We start from the raw sequence: 14,964 nt of genomic DNA, 5'->3' as shown, positions 1-14,964 counted from the left end.
CGTGTCTCAGTCCCAGTGTGGCCGATCACCCTCTCAGGTCGGCTACGCATCGTTGCCTTGGTGAGCCGTTACCTCACCAACTAGCTAATGCGACGCGGGTCCATCCATAAGCGACAGCCGAAGCCGCCTTTCAATTTCACGCCATGCAGCGTAAAATATTATCCGGTATTAGCCCCGGTTTCCCGGAGTTATCCCAGTCTTATGGGCAGGTTACCCACGTGTTACTCACCCGTCCGCCGCTAACTTCTTAAGAGCAAGCTCTTAATCGGTTCGCTCGACTTGCATGTATTAGGCACGCCGCCAGCGTTCATCCTGAGCCAGGATCAAACTCTCCAATAAAGTTTGTCTAGCATCATAAATAAAAATTGACGTTTCACGTTGTTTGTTTCGTTCAGTTTTCAAAGAACTCGTTCGCCGTTTCATTAGCGACTCCCTTATGTTAACATCTCTTCTTTTCGATGTCAACTAAGTTTTTTATTTCTTTTTTCGCTTTCTGCGTGTTCCGCATCAGCGACGTTTATTAATATAGCATGTTAAAATATGAAATGCAATATCTTTTTTATTTTTTTTTATTAAAAGAGCGAATTCCCTCTTTTCACTTCATATAATGAAGCAATACCTCCCTTATTACACGCAGATTTATTACTTATAAAAATAAATAGGTGATAGCTATATCACAGGAAACGAAATTATAAGGAGGAATACATATGGACTATGCAGATTTATTAATAAAGCTAGGTCTATCCGCTGTATTAGGATTTGCAATTGGCCTAGAACGAGAACTAAAAAGAAAACCACTCGGATTAAAAACTTGCTTAGTTATTTCTATTATTAGCTGTCTTCTTACCATCGTTTCCATTAAAGCTGCTTATCATTTACCTCATACGGATCATCTCAATATGGATCCATTGCGGCTTGCCGCTCAAATTGTTTCAGGGATTGGTTTTTTAGGTGCTGGCGTTATTTTACGAAGAGGAAATGACAGCATTGCAGGATTGACTACTGCCGCCATGATTTGGGGAGCTTCTGGTATTGGAATTGCAGTTGGAGCTGGTTTTTATATCGAAGCAGTTTTCGGCATGTTCTTTCTTATGATAAGCGTCGAATTAATTCCTTTAACAATGCAATTTTTAGGACCTAGATCATTACGACAACGAGATATCGCTGTTAAACTTGTTGTGCGCAATATGAATAATATTTCAACTGTTATTGAAGAAATTAAAGCTATGGATATAAAAGTAAAGAATATGAAACTAAAAACATTAGAAAATGGCTCACACCTGTTACATGTAAAACTATCCGTGGATCAAAAAACACATACAACCGATGTTTACTACACCTTACAACACCTCGATAGCGTTCAACAAACAGAAGTTGAAAGTATTTAAATACCTCCTACCGACTTTTTTTATAATTTTTTTGTCACTATACAGAATCGAAAAGAAGATCACTATCTATACGTGGTAGATGGTGATCTTCTTTATTATTTTTTAGGTGTTTTTCTTTTTTTCATAATGGTAACAATGATTATAGCTTTATATGAAGGAGGAGTAATATTTTGAAAGCACCAGCAAACCTAATAGACACCTTTCGTGATTCTATTATTTTTCGATTAATTTGTTTTATTGTTATACTCACTACAGGTTTTGGCTTTATCATATATAAACTAGAACCTGCATATTTTTCTACATGGTTAGATGGTATATGGTGGTCTCTCGTTACAATTTTTACCGTTGGTTACGGTGACTATGTCCCTCATACATCTATAGGAAAAATAGTCGGTATGCTTTTAATTTTATTAGGGACAGGCTTTTGCTCTTATTTTATGATTTTATTCGCTACAGAAATGATGAATAAGCAATATATGAAGATTACAGGAGAGGAAGCAGCTTCTTCTAATGGTCATATGATTATTATAGGTTGGAATGAAAGAGCAAAACAAGTTGTAAGTCAGATGTCTACATTAAATCCAAATCTGGATATTGTCTTAGTAGATGAAACACTTTCCTTGCTCCCAAAGCCATTCCATCATCTAGAATTTATTAAAGGGTGCCCACATCACGATGAAACTTTGTTAAAAGCCAATATAAAAACAGCACATACCATTTTAATAACAGCAGATAAAGAAAAAAATGAAACTTTAGCGGATACGCAATCTATTTTAAACATTTTAACCGCAAAAGGATTAAATCCACATATTCATTGCATTGCTGAACTCTTAACCTCAGAACAAATTCAAAATGCAACAAGAGCAGGAGCAACGGAAATTATAGAAGGAAACAAATTAACAAGCTATGTTTTTACTGCTTCTCTTTTATTCCCATCTATTTCAGGTGTATTGTTCACGCTCTATAACGAACTCTCAGAAAGTAAATTACAGTTAATGCAGGTGCCACCATCATATGTTGGAAAAACATTTGAAGAATGTAGTCATTTCCTGTTAAAACAAAATATTCTGTTGCTGGGTGTAAAGCGCGATGAACAATTTCATATTAATCCTGTTCGCACATTAGTGATTCTTAAGAGTGACATTTTGATTGTCATTCATCATTGATAAGATGTCTTTCTATTTCTTGTACGAATACTTTACCAATCTCGATATACTTTCTTTTTATATGCCCATCAGCATCTTTCGGTTCCGTAAATTGATCTAATCCGCTTGTTCCAGCTGCCAACGTGTTTACTTGATCATCTAGTTCGTCTTGATACACATGCGAAAGAAGATAAGGTGTTCCAAGACGAACGACTACACCTGGCACATCAAGCTCTCCTTTCACAGCTGTAAATGGCAATCTTAAAAATTGATATCCATCTTCCTCATCCAGCTTGTAATCGAAGCACCCTTTATCATACTCCCAATTTCCACCTATATTGTAGCCAAGCGGCTTTAACGTTTCCTCTAATTGATAAAGAGCATATATACGACCTTCTAAATCGGATTGAATCGGAATCATATCATTCACCCTTCTCACACATTTTTCATTAGCATACCCGTTCTAATAAGAATATATTGGTGATTCATACCGTCAAAAAATAAAAAAACTGTTGGGGCATGCCCCAACAGTTTTTTTATTTTAAACGTTCTTCTAATTCTGCTTTTAGTTCTTCGAATCCTGGTTTCCCAAGTAAAGCAAACATATTTTTCTTATATGCTTCAACACCTGGTTGATCAAATGGATTTACGCCTAATAGATAGCCACTCATCGCACATGCTTTTTCGAAGAAATATACAAGATAACCGAATGTATACTCATTTAATTCTGGAATATTAACGATTAAGTTTGGTACTCCGCCATCACTATGTGCTAATAATGTACCTTCGTACGCTTTTGTGTTTACGAAGTCCACCGTTTTCCCAGCAAGATAGTTTAAACCATCTAAATCGCTCTCATCTAATTCAATTGTTAGTTCATGTGTAGATTTACCTACTTTTAGAACTGTTTCAAATAAGTCACGACGTCCTTCTTGGATGTATTGACCTAATGAGTGTAAGTCAGTAGAGAAGTTTGCTGAAGATGGGAAAATACCTTTTTGATCTTTCCCTTCGCTTTCACCAAACAGTTGTTTCCACCACTCAGCGAAATATTGAAGCGCTGGTTCATAGTTAACAAGCATTTCAATCGTTTTCCCTTTATTATATAAAGCGTTGCGTACAACCGCATATTGATAAGCTGGGTTTTCTTCCAGTTCTGATTTTGCAAAATCATTGCAACCAGCAGCTGCCCCTTGCATCATTTCTTCAATGTTTAAACCACTAACAGCGATTGGCAATAATCCAACTGGTGTTAATACAGAGAAGCGTCCACCAACATCATCTGGAATTACGAATGTTTCATAACCTTCTTCATCAGCTAATGTTTTTAAAGCACCACGCGCTTTATCTGTCGTTGCATAAATACGTTTACGCGCTTCTTCTTTTCCGTATTTGTCTTCTAATAATTTACGGAATAAACGGAATGCAATTGCAGGTTCTGTTGTTGTACCTGATTTGGAAATTACGTTAATAGAGAAGTCTTTGCCTTCTAGTACATCCATTAAATCTTTCATATAAGTGGAGCTAATGTTTTGTCCAACAAATAGCACTTGTGGAGTTTTACGTTGTTCTTTAGAAAGCGTATTGTAGAAAGAATGGTTTAACATTTCAATTGCTGCACGTGCTCCTAAGTAAGAACCACCAATACCGATAACAAGTAAAATGTCAGAGTCATTTTTAATTTTTTCAGCACATTTTTGAATGCGAATAAATTCTTCTTTATCATACGCAAGGGGAAGGTCTACCCATCCAAGGAAATCGTTCCCAGCCCCAGTTTTTTCATGGATTGCATGATGTGATACCTTTACTGCATCACGTAAATAAGTTAACTCGTGTTCACTGATGAACGATAACGCTTTAGAGTAATCGAACGTTACATGTGTGCTCATCTTTTTCCCTCCAATTATGTATATGTATTTCTGTATTCACTTTAGCGAAACTAAAGTTGTAAATCAAGCGATTGATGAATTGTAAACGTAACCAATCATTATTTTTTGAAAAATGTTCATTTTTCGTATAAAAACCCGTATTTATGGGTATAGATGTATGCCCATCATACACTATATATTTTTTATGTATAAAAACAACAAAAGAAAACCATTCTATAAACGAGTTAAATCGCATAAAGATTTACTCATGTTCTACATTTAAGGAGGGCTATTTAAGATGAGTACTTTACAACGAATCGCCTTAGTATTCACTGTAATCGGTGCCGTCAACTGGGGACTTATTGGATTTTTTCAATTTGACTTAGTAGCAGCTATTTTTGGCGGACAAAACTCTGCTCTCGCAAGAATTATTTATGGCATTGTCGGTATTTCTGGGCTCATCAATCTCGGGTTATTGTTTAAACCATCTGAAAATCTAGGTACACACCCAGAAACGCATGAAATTCGATAATCAGTATGTCATTCTTCCCATCCGACATACGAATATGATTGCTTGCAATCATATTTGCTAAATATATATCATAACAAAGTAAAAGAGGAATGCTTATGAGCGTTCCTCTTTTACTTTGTTATATCCGATTCTTCTATCCACTCTGTTAGCTTCTCACGCAATGTATGAAATCCTTTTGCAGATGGATTAGGCACAAGAACTTTTCCTTGTTTTCTTTTTGCCGCTTTTAATGATAAACTCATCTTTTTGTGTTCTTCATCAACGGAAAGTACTTTTACTTCTACTGTATCTCCGATTTTTAAATAGTCATGAACATCTTTTACATAACCATTTGTAATTTCAGATATATGCACAAGACCTTGCGTTTCATCATCCAATGCTACAAATGCGCCGTAATCTTGAATTCCAGTCACTTTCCCTTTTACAATCACTCCTGTTGTATATTGTTCTGACATATGAAACACTCCCATACGTTTACCATTTTTCCTGCTACGATTCCGTAGCTAAGCATCCACTGAGAACTTGTAAAGAATTTACAGATGCTACTAACTTTACATAATTGATTAGCGAAATCTGAACTGAGAAACTTTTCCTTGTATTAGTAAATTATACCACTACCTCTTCTCTCATTCAAAATTCATGAAAAAATCTCCTCTAATACGTATATTTTTCAAATATTGGGATAGAATACTAACACATGGCTTTCTAGTATTCCCCCCCTTTTATGGACAAAACGTATTCTGTTTTGTCCTTTTTTTATTCTCCACAAAACGTTTCATTCTGTTCATCGCTTCCATAAGTTGCTCAAGTGAAGTCGCATAAGAACAACGAATAAAACCTTCACCACTTTCACCAAACACACTACCTGGTACAACCGCTACTTTTTCTTCTATCAATAATTGCTCGGCAAATTCTGCTGAAGACAATCCTGTTGAAGAAATAGAAGGAAATACATAAAACGCACCGCCTGGTACATGACATGTTAATCCCATCTCATTTAACGATTGCGTCATAAAGTTGCGACGCTTCTTGTAACTTTCTCTCATTCGAATGACTTCATCATTCCCAGACCGAAGCGCTTCGAGCGCAGCAAACTGTGACATTGTCGGCGCGCACATCATAGCATATTGATGAATTTTCAACATGAGTGATGAAAAGTGAGCAGGAGCTGCAATCATCCCAAGACGCCAGCCTGTCATTGCAAACCCTTTTGAAAATCCAGAAATTAAAATCGTATGATCTCTCATATTTTTTATGCTAGCAAAACTTGTATACGCTTCATCGTAGACAAGCTCCGCATAAATTTCATCTGATAGAACAATTAAATTATATTTTTCTACAATTGCTGCTAACTTTTCTAATTCGGCCTTGTTTAAAAGCGCCCCTGTTGGGTTATTTGGTGAACAAAGCAAAATTGCTTTCGTCTTTGTTGTAATCGCTGCTTCAATTTGTTCTGGCTGTACTTTAAATGCGTTCTCTAAAGATGTTGTAACCGGTATTGGAACGCCCCCCGCCAATGTAACAAGTGGTGCATATGACACAAAACTCGGTTCTATAATAATCACTTCGTCACCAGGATTCACAATCGCACGCATGGCCACATCTAGCGCTTGGCTTGCTCCAACTGTCACAATAATTTCGTCATTTGGATTATAAGAAACTTCAAATTGTTTTTTTAGATACTTTGCTATTTCTTGACGCAGTTCTAATAATCCTGCATTTGCCGTGTATGCTGTATACCCTTCTTCTAACGAGCGAATACAGGCTTGCCTTACATTCCACGGTGTCACAAAGTCAGGTTCTCCAACGCCAAGTGAAATAACACCTTTCATTCCTGCTGCTAAATCAAAGAACTTTCGAATGCCAGATGGCTGTAAAGATTCTGCTGCTCTAGATAGTTCAAACTGTTTCATGGTGTCACCACAATTCGTTTATCATCACTTACATTTTCATAAATAATTCCCTCATGTTTATATTTTTTCAAAATAAAATGAGTTGTTGTTGAAACGACTGATTCAATCGTTGCTAATTTTTCAGAAACAAATGTCGCTACTTCTGCCATCGTTTTTCCTTCTAATGTAATCGAAAGATCATATGTGCCTGACATTAAATATACTGACTTCACTTCTGAATAACGATATATTTGTTCAGCAACCGCATCAAATCCAACTCCATGTTTCGGCGTTACCTTTACATCAATCATCGCCGTTAAACCAGCGTGCTCTTTCACCTTTGTCCAATCAATATGTGTCACATAGTCTACAATAATGTTTTCACTTTCTAATTTTGCGACCATTTTTTGTACTTCTTCAACCTTTATATTTAACATTTTCGCTAAAGTCTCTATAGATAAACGACTGTTTTTTTCAAGACATGCTAATAATTCTAATTCTTTTCCAGTCATCACATAACTCATCCTCTCTTTTGTTTGTTTTTAAATTATACAGACACCCTTTTATATTTGAAAAGAAGATTTTTTTAGAGAATTATGTAAAAATGAAAAGGAAAGGGGCTGAGACGATGAAACCGAAAATATACATTGCTGAACGTATTCCAACATTTGTAGAAGAATATCTCTCTGAACACTGTGAATATGAAAAGTGGGATCGCGATGAAAAGATATCTCGTGACATTTTATTAGAAAAAATAAAAGATAAAGATGGCTTACTGAATTTCGGAGCAAAAATTGATGAAGAATTATTACAAGCATCTCCTAACTTAAAAGTTGTGAGCAATATTTCTGTCGGTTATGATAACTTCGATTTACAAGCAATGAAGAAAAGAAATGTAATTGGGACAAATACACCATATGTATTAGACGATACAGTAGCTGATCTTGTTTTTGCTCTTATGCTATCAGCTAGCCGCCGCGTATGTGAACTTGATTCTTATGTCAAAAACGGGAATTGGGATACTGAAATTTCAAAAGAACATTTTGGAGTAGATGTCCATCACCGTACAATTGGCATTATTGGTATGGGTCGTATTGGAGAAGCAGTTGCCAAGCGAGCAAAATTCGGCTTCGATATGGACGTTTTATATCACAATCGTCGTCGTAAGAAAGAAGCTGAGCAGACATTTAACGCTACATACTGTGAACTAGATACACTGCTGAAACACTCTGATTTTGTTGTCCTTTTAACTCCATTAACTGCTGAAACGTACCATCTCATTGGAGAGAAAGGTTTCTCGCTTATGAAGGAAACAGCGGTTTTCATTAATGCTTCTCGCGGAAAAACAGTAGATGAAGCAGCGTTAATCTCTGCCTTACAACAAAAAAAGATTTTTGCAGCTGGTATTGATACATTTACACAAGAACCGATTGAAAAAGAGAATCCACTTTTATCTCTACAAAATGTGGTTACTTTACCTCATGTTGGATCGGCAACATTAAAAACGAGACAACAAATGGCGAAAGTAGCTGCTGAAAATTTAGTTGCAGGCTTACAAGGGAAAACACCACCTAACATTGTGCATGAGTAAAAGGCAAGATGGGCTTCCATCTTGCCTTTTATTCGTGCACATAAATATTTTCTTATAAGGAGATGATATGAACAAAAATTAATGGAGTGACAAAAAATGAAACATGAATGTAAATGTCCCTATTTCACTTTTTCCACTCGCAGCATAACTGTTCATTATGAATTGTATGAGCATCATCATAAAAAAGAACGACCTACTTTCGTACTCGTTCACGGTTTCCTCTCTTCTTCATTTAGTTATCGGCGATTAATCCCTTTACTAGCCCAAGAAGGTACAGTAATTGCTCTTGATTTACCACCGTTCGGGAGAAGTGATAAATCCAATCACTTTAAATACTCTTACCATAACTTAGCAACAATCATTATCGATCTAGTAAAGCATTTACAATTTTCTAATATCATTTTAATTGGACATTCTATGGGGGGACAAATCTCTCTTTACGTGAACCGTCTATGTCCTGACTTAATAAAAAAAACGATTTTACTATGTAGCTCCAGCTACTTACATCGGGCTACTTTACCTCTTATTTATTCTTCTTATTTACCATTTTTCCACCTATACGTGAAAAACTGGATTACAAAAAGAGGAATTGTTCATAACTTAATGAATGTTGTTCATGACCATTCTTTAATTGACGATGAAATGATGGAAGGCTATGCTGCTCCCTTTTACGATAATCGAATATTCCCCGCTCTAACGCGAATGATTAGAGATCGGGAAGGCGATTTACCATCGGCCGAATTACGTAAAATTCAAACACCTACTTTACTCATTTGGGGAGAACAAGACCGCGTTGTTCCCATTCAAATTGGAGAGCGACTTCATAAAGATTTACCAAATTCTAAATTCATTTCATACGAAAACACAGGGCATTTACTACCTGAAGAAAAACCAGAGCATATTTATGAAGAAGTTATTTCCTTTGTTGCAAATTAAATCCCCCTCCTTCACTTCGTTTAGAAGAGGGGGGATTTAATTAAGTGAAGCTTTAATCAATGTTTTTTCTTCATCCATCGGACTGTTACGGGCAGTAAGGATCCCACCTATCTTCCTTGCTTCTCTCTGAATCTTTGGGTGAGAGTCTTACTGCCCTAAAATAGCGGGATAAAATATAGCTGCTAGAAGACAGGCAGCTATATTGAACAACTTCCGCCTTCTTTTAAAATAAGCAGCTGTTCTGCTAACTTTTCGCATTTTTCTAACGGAGGAACTTCTTCAAACGACATAAAATATATATGCTGAATTTTTTTCGCAATATATTTTGGATCATCAAACGCACTTACTACATATACAACATCACTTGCTTCTGTTTCATAAAACTCCGCTCCCATTTGAAACGGATCCCAATTTTTTACCAGCTCCACCATTCTTTCATATGCACCCATTTACTTCCCGCCTTTTTCTCGTTTTCAATCTTTCCTTTATCGTATCACATCATATATGCTAGAAGAAGAGTGGGAATTTTCACAAAATGCTATTTTATAGCAGAAAGGGGCTAAACTATGCACGAATTTCAAAAAATGGTGAATCGCCGCGGCACTCAAAGCATCAAATGGGATACATATAAAGATGAGGAGCTTTTGCATGCTTGGATTGCCGATATGGATTTTGAAGTACCAAAAGCAATTCAAAATGCGATGAGAAAACGTCTTGAACATCCTATCTTTGGCTATACACTGCCACCTATGGAAATATTAGATACTATTTGCCAATGGACAAAACAGCAATATAACTGGGACATACAAAAAGAATGGATTGTATTTAGTTCCGGAATTGTTCCAGCACTTAGCATAAGTGTACAAGCACTAACAAACGAGCATGACACCGTTGTTGTACAGCCACCTATTTACCCACCATTCTTTCATATGGTCACGAAAAACAATCGGCTTTTATGCGAAAACCCATTACTGCTCGAAAATGGAAAATATAAAATGGATCTCGAACATTTAGAAACACAGTTTCAACAAGGTGTAAAGCTTATGTTTCTTTGTAGTCCACATAATCCCGTTGGACGCGTCTGGACAAAGCAAGAACTTTCCAAACTCGGAACATTATGTGAACGATACGATGTAACCATTGTTGCCGATGAAATTCATGCGGATATTATTTTCTCAAATCATATTCATATACCATTTGCCTCCTTATCTGAACAATTAGCAAAACGAACTATTACTTGCATAGCACCAAGCAAAACATTTAATATCGCTGGTTTACAGGCTTCTATCATTATTATTCCTGATAGAAAAATCCGTCATGCTTTTACATCTGTACAGCAAAGACAAGGATTTCACGGCTTAAACATATTTGCTTATGAAGCAATGCAAAGCGCCTATACAGAATGCAATGAGTGGGTGACAGACATTCGTTCTTATATAGAAGAAAACGCCCGATTTGCTTGTGAATTCATTGATACACATATTCCTCCTTTATCCGCTATCAAGCCAGAAGGAACTTTTTTACTCTGGATAGACTGTACAACACTTCATCTATCTCAAAAAGAACGAACAAAGCTGCTCGAAGAAAAAGGAAGAATTATCGTGGAACCAGGTGAAAAGTACGGAATAGGTGGAGAACAACATATTCGCATTAACATCGGTTGTCCGCTATCTGTTTTGAAAGAAATTTTAACTCGGCTTCAATATGCACTTTCATAAAATGAATGTTTGATCCCGCTATTTTAGGATAGCCCAATTGGTGAGGGCTCGATGTAGCCCTTTGAACTGCCTATTAATTAGAATAAACAAAAGTAAGAGCTACTTTGAAAGGTAGCTCTTACTTTTGTTTATTCGCAGATGCTTTTTTCACAATAACCCCACAGGCAATTCGATTCCCTGAATTCCCTGTAGGCTGCGTCATACCATCATCCGGATTTTCAGTAATGATAATAGAGGCCCCATCTTTACGATATAAAGTGGTTCGCCCTTCTTCAAGTGATACATTTTCTGCTTCAATTTCTGCTTTAATCTTTCCTGTATCATCCGCAATCACATTTGGCAAATCACCGTTCTCTGCTCCTTTTGGATTCATAAGCCCATGCTTCTTCTTATCATCTACATTAAAATGATTACCAGCCGACTCAAAGCGCGGCGCTTTACACTCTCCTATTTCATGAATATGTAATCCATGTGCACCAGGTGTAAATCCATCTGCTTTAATTGATATTTTCACTCCACTTGTTTGCTGCGTTACTTTCGCTGTTCCCATCTCATCGCCAGATGCATTGTATAACTTCACATCAATTTCTTTTGGGTTTCCTTTGTCACAGCCTGTTATAAGAAATAGCATACAACAACTAAATAAAAGCTGTTTTTTCATTCCCATTCCCTCCAAGATACATTCTGTCCTTAGATTGTCCGAGCTTGGAGAGAAACATACAAAAACGAATTAGCGCTTCTTCTCAGCTAACAACTTTTCTTCTACCTTTCGCAAGCGATCAGCTTCTCTTTTAGAGACACGAATGAACATGCGCCACGTCACAACGGCACCAATAATAAATAAAATACAAACGATTCCAGGAATAATATATTCTGTTTTATCCTCTGGAAAATATAAAGGCATCATCATACTCACTCCTTTTTCTACACGTTTTGTATATTTACTAGTTGTACACTCTCCCATACTTTCATCATTACTTCTTTTCTCTAGTAGTGCAAAGGCATCGAATGAAACAATACATGCTTTCATATCTTCTATTCACTTCAGAATTTTCTGTCATATCATTATCCATTATAACACTTCATGTTTTATAATCCTACTTAACAAATACTTTCTTTGACTCTATCTCTTACTTTCCTTACTATAAAGTTGAGGTGAAAAATATGAAAGAAACATTTGAAATCGGAGAGATTGTTACTGGTATTTATAAAACAGGAAAATACATTGGGGAAATTACAAATAAACGTCCTGAAAGTTACGTTGTGAAAGTATTAGCTGTTTTAAAACATCCCATGCAAGGTGACTTACATAATGTAAAACAAGCAGATGTCCCATTTTTCCATGAAAGACGTGCTCTATCTTTTCGGGAACAAACAAACATTCCCAAAGCAATGGTTAAAAGGTATGACGGGGATATTCCAGATTACAAAGAATCTCTAAACACAGCATTAGAATCGCAAATCACTGCATTGTTAGAGGAGGATTCACCTTTTGCACAGCGCAGTTTACAAACACTCCAGCAATTAAAACGAGACTATAAATTATAAAAACAAAACGACCAAATTACACATTTTGCAATTTGGTCGTTACTGTGTACTTACTTTCTTTACTAATTTCGAAAAATCAACAAGTTCTCCTAACGTAGGTGGAGCTGGTTTCACTAAATATTCTTTATCTTTCTCGACAAGCTTAAAGATATTATACGTTGTCATCGCGTCATCTAATGCGCAGTGATGCTTTCCTGTTCCTGCCTTTCCATACGCTTCAATCGCTTTCCATAATCCTGTTTGATTTCGCTCCCCAAAAAAACGCTTATATTCTAGAGATAAATCTCGACAAACGCCTGAAAATGGAAATGGAACGCCTGCCACTTCACAATTATGTTTTAATACTTTCATATCCATATTTCCCCACGTGACAATTGTCGGTTTATAGCGCTCTTCATATTGAACAAGTTTGTCGACAAGTGCTAAAAAAGAAATTCCTCCATCTACAGCTTCTTGAGCAATTCCTAAAAAATTTTTACATCGATTTGTTAAATTTGGAAAACTTTCCGGTCTAACATAAGATGAATACGTATCTTCCATTGTACAACCAACAACCGATACAAGCCCCACTTCAATAATTTCTGGAAAGAAACCTTTTGGTTTTTTTCGATTTTGAGGCATCGTGAACTCAAAATCTAAAAATAAAAATTGCTTTTCATCCATACGATCCCTTCCTTATCATTTTGTCTCCTTTTCCTTTTACACGAACAGGCTCGAATTTGAAACATTCAGATTGGATGTATCTTATATATATGTCAAATAACCACAAATATTTTTAAAAAGAAGAAAAATTCATTTGTACAGAAAATACAACAAAATAAACCCTTTATTTACATCCGACATTTTTCTACTTTATAATGGCGTTAAGTGTGTTTCTTCTACAATTTTTTGACACACTAAGAATAGTAACCGAAAGGAGATGGGATTTTTGCACGAAACAACGCAAGAAATCGCAAACTGGCAGTATTATTTTGCTATCGCAGTCTTTTTAATTACATATGCCATTATCATTTCAGAAAAAATTAATCGTGCTGTGATTGCACTTTTAGGCGCAGCACTTATGGTCATCTTCGGTATTGTTGACTTGCACAATGCCTTTACAAAACATATTGAATGGGGAACTATTACACTTCTCATCGGTATGATGATTTTAGTTAACATTACGAGTAAATCGGGTGTATTCCAATATGTTGCCATTAAAGCTGCGAAACAAGCACAAGGAAATCCTATTAAAATTTTGATTTCCCTTTCTTTGCTTACCGCACTTGGCTCCGCATTTTTAGATAACGTAACAACAGTACTTCTTGTTGTTCCAGTTACTCTATCTATTACGCGCATTTTACAAGTAAATCCTGTTCCTTATTTACTGTCTGAAATTATTTTTTCAAACATTGGAGGGACTGCAACATTAATTGGTGACCCACCAAACATTATGATTGGTTCAGCAAATAAGCATTTAGATTTCAATGCCTTCTTAATTAATTTGGCACCAATCGTAATCATTATCATTGCTGTAGTAACAATTATGCTTTACTTTATGTATCGCAAACAACTAATTGCTGACCCAGTACAAGTAAAAAAATTAATGAGTTTAGATGAAAAACAATATATTAAAGATCCAGTACTAATGAAAAAATCTTTAACAGTACTTGGATTGACAATCGTCGGTTTCATGACTCATTCTATTTTCCATATTGATGCCGCTGTAATCGCATTAACTGGTGCCACTGTCCTTATGTTAATTGGTGTCAAAGAACATGAAATCGAAGAAGTATTCGCTCACGTTGAGTGGATTACTATTTTCTTCTTTGCAGGATTATTTGTACTCGTTGGTGGTCTTATCGATATCGGTCTTATCAAAACGTTAGCACAAAAAGTAATCGGAATAACAGGTGGAGATATTTCTTACGCATCTGTGCTCATTCTATGGGTATCTGGTATTGCTTCTGCAACAATTGATAATATTCCATTCGTCGCAACAATGATTCCGCTTATTAATGACATGGCAGTTGGACTTGGTCTATCACCTGCTGATGCACAAATCGATGTACTATGGTGGTCATTAGCACTTGGCGCTTGCTTAGGTGGAAACGGAACATTAATCGGCGCTTCTGCTAACGTAATCGTAGCAGGCATTGCCAGCCGTGAGGGACATAAATTTAGTTACATGGAGTTTTTAAAAGTCGGTTTTCCGATAATGATTGTGTCACTCATTATTTCTCACATTTATATTTATTTACGTTATTTAATGTAATGCCAAAGGCTATCGTACATATGCGATAGCCTTTCTTCATATATCAGCAATCGGCGATTTGACACAACTTATCGACAATTCGACAAAATACC

The 14,964-nt window shown here is 36.2% G+C and carries 17 protein-coding genes and 1 rRNA gene; 8 read left to right on the top strand and 10 right to left on the bottom strand.

Annotation, left to right across the window (positions count from 1 at the left end):
- Window positions 1-339: ribosomal RNA gene (locus tag MR058_RS11150) — 16S ribosomal RNA — on the bottom strand; the annotation flags it as partial.
- Window positions 340-707: 368 nt separating this feature from the next.
- Between MR058_RS11150 and MR058_RS11145 the strand changes: the two genes are divergently transcribed.
- Both MR058_RS11145 and MR058_RS11140 read left to right on the top strand, forming a co-directional pair.
- Window positions 708-1,388, top strand: coding sequence for an MgtC/SapB family protein (locus tag MR058_RS11145; RefSeq protein ID WP_242144084.1), 681 nt, complete (start codon window positions 708-710; stop codon window positions 1,386-1,388).
- 170 nt (window positions 1,389-1,558) lie between these two features.
- Window positions 1,559-2,554, top strand: a complete 996-nt coding sequence (locus tag MR058_RS11140) for a potassium channel family protein (RefSeq protein WP_242144083.1) — start codon at window positions 1,559-1,561, stop codon at window positions 2,552-2,554.
- On the opposite strand, the gene MR058_RS11135 is transcribed toward MR058_RS11140, so the two are convergent.
- Together MR058_RS11135 and MR058_RS11130 are read right to left on the bottom strand one after the other, a co-directional pair.
- Window positions 2,541-2,954 (bottom strand): YugN-like family protein, encoded by a 414-nt coding sequence (locus tag MR058_RS11135; RefSeq protein ID WP_242144082.1) that lies wholly within the window; start codon window positions 2,952-2,954, stop codon window positions 2,541-2,543. The genes MR058_RS11140 and MR058_RS11135 overlap by 14 nt on opposite strands.
- Before the next feature lie 115 nt (window positions 2,955-3,069).
- Window positions 3,070-4,422, bottom strand: coding sequence for a glucose-6-phosphate isomerase (locus tag MR058_RS11130; protein ID WP_242144081.1), 1,353 nt, complete (start codon window positions 4,420-4,422; stop codon window positions 3,070-3,072).
- A gap of 277 nt (window positions 4,423-4,699) precedes the next feature.
- Here MR058_RS11130 and MR058_RS11125 point away from each other — a divergent pair, with 277 nt between their 5' ends.
- Complete coding sequence (locus MR058_RS11125) at window positions 4,700-4,933, top strand: DUF378 domain-containing protein (protein ID WP_002124440.1); 234 nt, start codon at window positions 4,700-4,702, stop codon at window positions 4,931-4,933.
- 110 nt (window positions 4,934-5,043) lie between these two features.
- Here MR058_RS11125 and yugI read toward each other — a convergent pair whose 3' ends face one another.
- The 3 genes from yugI to MR058_RS11110 form a co-directional block, all read right to left on the bottom strand.
- Window positions 5,044-5,388, bottom strand: coding sequence for a S1 domain-containing post-transcriptional regulator GSP13 (yugI, locus tag MR058_RS11120; protein WP_041810098.1), 345 nt, complete (start codon window positions 5,386-5,388; stop codon window positions 5,044-5,046).
- A 267-nt stretch (window positions 5,389-5,655) separates the two neighbouring features.
- Window positions 5,656-6,846 carry an aminotransferase gene (locus tag MR058_RS11115; RefSeq protein ID WP_242144080.1) on the bottom strand — a complete coding sequence of 397 codons (1,191 nt, stop codon included), beginning with the start codon at window positions 6,844-6,846 and terminating at the stop codon, window positions 5,656-5,658.
- Window positions 6,843-7,349, bottom strand: coding sequence for an Lrp/AsnC family transcriptional regulator (locus tag MR058_RS11110; RefSeq protein WP_277926525.1), 507 nt, complete (start codon window positions 7,347-7,349; stop codon window positions 6,843-6,845). Before MR058_RS11110 ends, MR058_RS11115 begins: the two co-directional genes overlap by 4 nt.
- A gap of 80 nt (window positions 7,350-7,429) precedes the next feature.
- On the opposite strand from MR058_RS11110, the gene MR058_RS11105 reads away from it, so the two are divergent.
- Entirely contained in the window at window positions 7,430-8,416 is a 987-nt protein-coding gene (locus MR058_RS11105; protein ID WP_242144078.1) for a 2-hydroxyacid dehydrogenase, read from the top strand.
- 96 nt (window positions 8,417-8,512) lie between these two features.
- Window positions 8,513-9,352, top strand: a complete 840-nt coding sequence (locus tag MR058_RS11100; protein WP_242144077.1) for an alpha/beta fold hydrolase — start codon at window positions 8,513-8,515, stop codon at window positions 9,350-9,352.
- A 197-nt stretch (window positions 9,353-9,549) separates the two neighbouring features.
- On the opposite strand, the gene MR058_RS11095 is transcribed toward MR058_RS11100, so the two are convergent.
- Entirely contained in the window at window positions 9,550-9,801 is a 252-nt protein-coding gene (locus MR058_RS11095) for a DUF1871 family protein (protein ID WP_242144076.1), read from the bottom strand.
- Window positions 9,802-9,918: 117 nt separating this feature from the next.
- Between MR058_RS11095 and MR058_RS11090 the strand changes: the two genes are divergently transcribed.
- Window positions 9,919-11,070, top strand: a complete 1,152-nt coding sequence (locus MR058_RS11090; protein WP_242144075.1) for a MalY/PatB family protein — start codon at window positions 9,919-9,921, stop codon at window positions 11,068-11,070.
- A 118-nt stretch (window positions 11,071-11,188) separates the two neighbouring features.
- Here MR058_RS11090 and MR058_RS11085 read toward each other — a convergent pair whose 3' ends face one another.
- Both MR058_RS11085 and MR058_RS11080 read right to left on the bottom strand, forming a co-directional pair.
- A complete protein-coding gene (locus tag MR058_RS11085; RefSeq protein WP_242144074.1) occupies window positions 11,189-11,731 on the bottom strand; it encodes a superoxide dismutase family protein in 543 nt (180 codons plus the stop codon).
- A 69-nt stretch (window positions 11,732-11,800) separates the two neighbouring features.
- The gene (locus MR058_RS11080; RefSeq protein ID WP_242144098.1) at window positions 11,801-12,100 is read right to left on the bottom strand and encodes a hypothetical protein; all 300 of its coding nucleotides are present in this window, start codon (window positions 12,098-12,100) and stop codon (window positions 11,801-11,803) included.
- A gap of 134 nt (window positions 12,101-12,234) precedes the next feature.
- Between MR058_RS11080 and kapB the strand changes: the two genes are divergently transcribed.
- A complete protein-coding gene (gene kapB, locus MR058_RS11075; protein ID WP_242144073.1) occupies window positions 12,235-12,618 on the top strand; it encodes a kinase-associated lipoprotein KapB in 384 nt (127 codons plus the stop codon).
- Between the two features lie 39 nt (window positions 12,619-12,657).
- Here the strand turns inward: kapB and kapD are convergent, their stop codons facing one another.
- Window positions 12,658-13,281, bottom strand: a complete 624-nt coding sequence (gene kapD, locus MR058_RS11070) for a 3'-5' exonuclease KapD (RefSeq protein ID WP_242144072.1) — start codon at window positions 13,279-13,281, stop codon at window positions 12,658-12,660.
- Window positions 13,282-13,546: 265 nt separating this feature from the next.
- Here kapD and MR058_RS11065 point away from each other — a divergent pair, with 265 nt between their 5' ends.
- Complete coding sequence (locus tag MR058_RS11065) at window positions 13,547-14,872, top strand: ArsB/NhaD family transporter (RefSeq protein WP_242144071.1); 1,326 nt, start codon at window positions 13,547-13,549, stop codon at window positions 14,870-14,872.
- The last annotated feature ends 92 nt before the right edge of the window (window positions 14,873-14,964 follow it).

The organism is Bacillus cereus group sp. BfR-BA-01430 (assembly GCF_022663115.1).
Taxonomy (GTDB): Bacteria; Bacillota; Bacilli; order Bacillales; family Bacillaceae_G; genus Bacillus_A; species Bacillus_A cereus_BD.
The sequence above is the reverse complement of the archived record's forward strand: the minus strand, read 5'-3'. Positions and strand labels throughout refer to the sequence as shown.

Excerpts from the sequence above, each read along its gene's own strand:
- MR058_RS11115 (WP_242144080.1), bottom strand. The coding sequence starts at position 6,846 with ATGAAACAGTTTGAACTATCTAGAGCAGCAGAATCTTTACAGCCATCT.
- MR058_RS11125 (WP_002124440.1), top strand. The coding sequence starts at position 4,700 with ATGAGTACTTTACAACGAATCGCCTTAGTATTCACTGTAATCGGTGCC.
- MR058_RS11085 (WP_242144074.1), bottom strand. The coding sequence starts at position 11,731 with ATGAAAAAACAGCTTTTATTTAGTTGTTGTATGCTATTTCTTATAACA.
- MR058_RS11100 (WP_242144077.1), top strand. The coding sequence starts at position 8,513 with ATGAAACATGAATGTAAATGTCCCTATTTCACTTTTTCCACTCGCAGC.
- MR058_RS11090 (WP_242144075.1), top strand. The coding sequence starts at position 9,919 with ATGCACGAATTTCAAAAAATGGTGAATCGCCGCGGCACTCAAAGCATC.
- kapB (WP_242144073.1), top strand. The coding sequence starts at position 12,235 with ATGAAAGAAACATTTGAAATCGGAGAGATTGTTACTGGTATTTATAAA.
- MR058_RS11110 (WP_277926525.1), bottom strand. The coding sequence starts at position 7,349 with ATGAGTTATGTGATGACTGGAAAAGAATTAGAATTATTAGCATGTCTT.
- MR058_RS11135 (WP_242144082.1), bottom strand. The coding sequence starts at position 2,954 with ATGATTCCGATTCAATCCGATTTAGAAGGTCGTATATATGCTCTTTAT.
- yugI (WP_041810098.1), bottom strand. The coding sequence starts at position 5,388 with ATGTCAGAACAATATACAACAGGAGTGATTGTAAAAGGGAAAGTGACT.
- MR058_RS11095 (WP_242144076.1), bottom strand. The coding sequence starts at position 9,801 with ATGGGTGCATATGAAAGAATGGTGGAGCTGGTAAAAAATTGGGATCCG.
- MR058_RS11145 (WP_242144084.1), top strand. The coding sequence starts at position 708 with ATGGACTATGCAGATTTATTAATAAAGCTAGGTCTATCCGCTGTATTA.
- MR058_RS11130 (WP_242144081.1), bottom strand. The coding sequence starts at position 4,422 with ATGAGCACACATGTAACGTTCGATTACTCTAAAGCGTTATCGTTCATC.
- MR058_RS11105 (WP_242144078.1), top strand. The coding sequence starts at position 7,430 with ATGAAAAGGAAAGGGGCTGAGACGATGAAACCGAAAATATACATTGCT.
- MR058_RS11080 (WP_242144098.1), bottom strand. The coding sequence starts at position 12,100 with ATGAAAGCATGTATTGTTTCATTCGATGCCTTTGCACTACTAGAGAAA.
- kapD (WP_242144072.1), bottom strand. The coding sequence starts at position 13,281 with ATGGATGAAAAGCAATTTTTATTTTTAGATTTTGAGTTCACGATGCCT.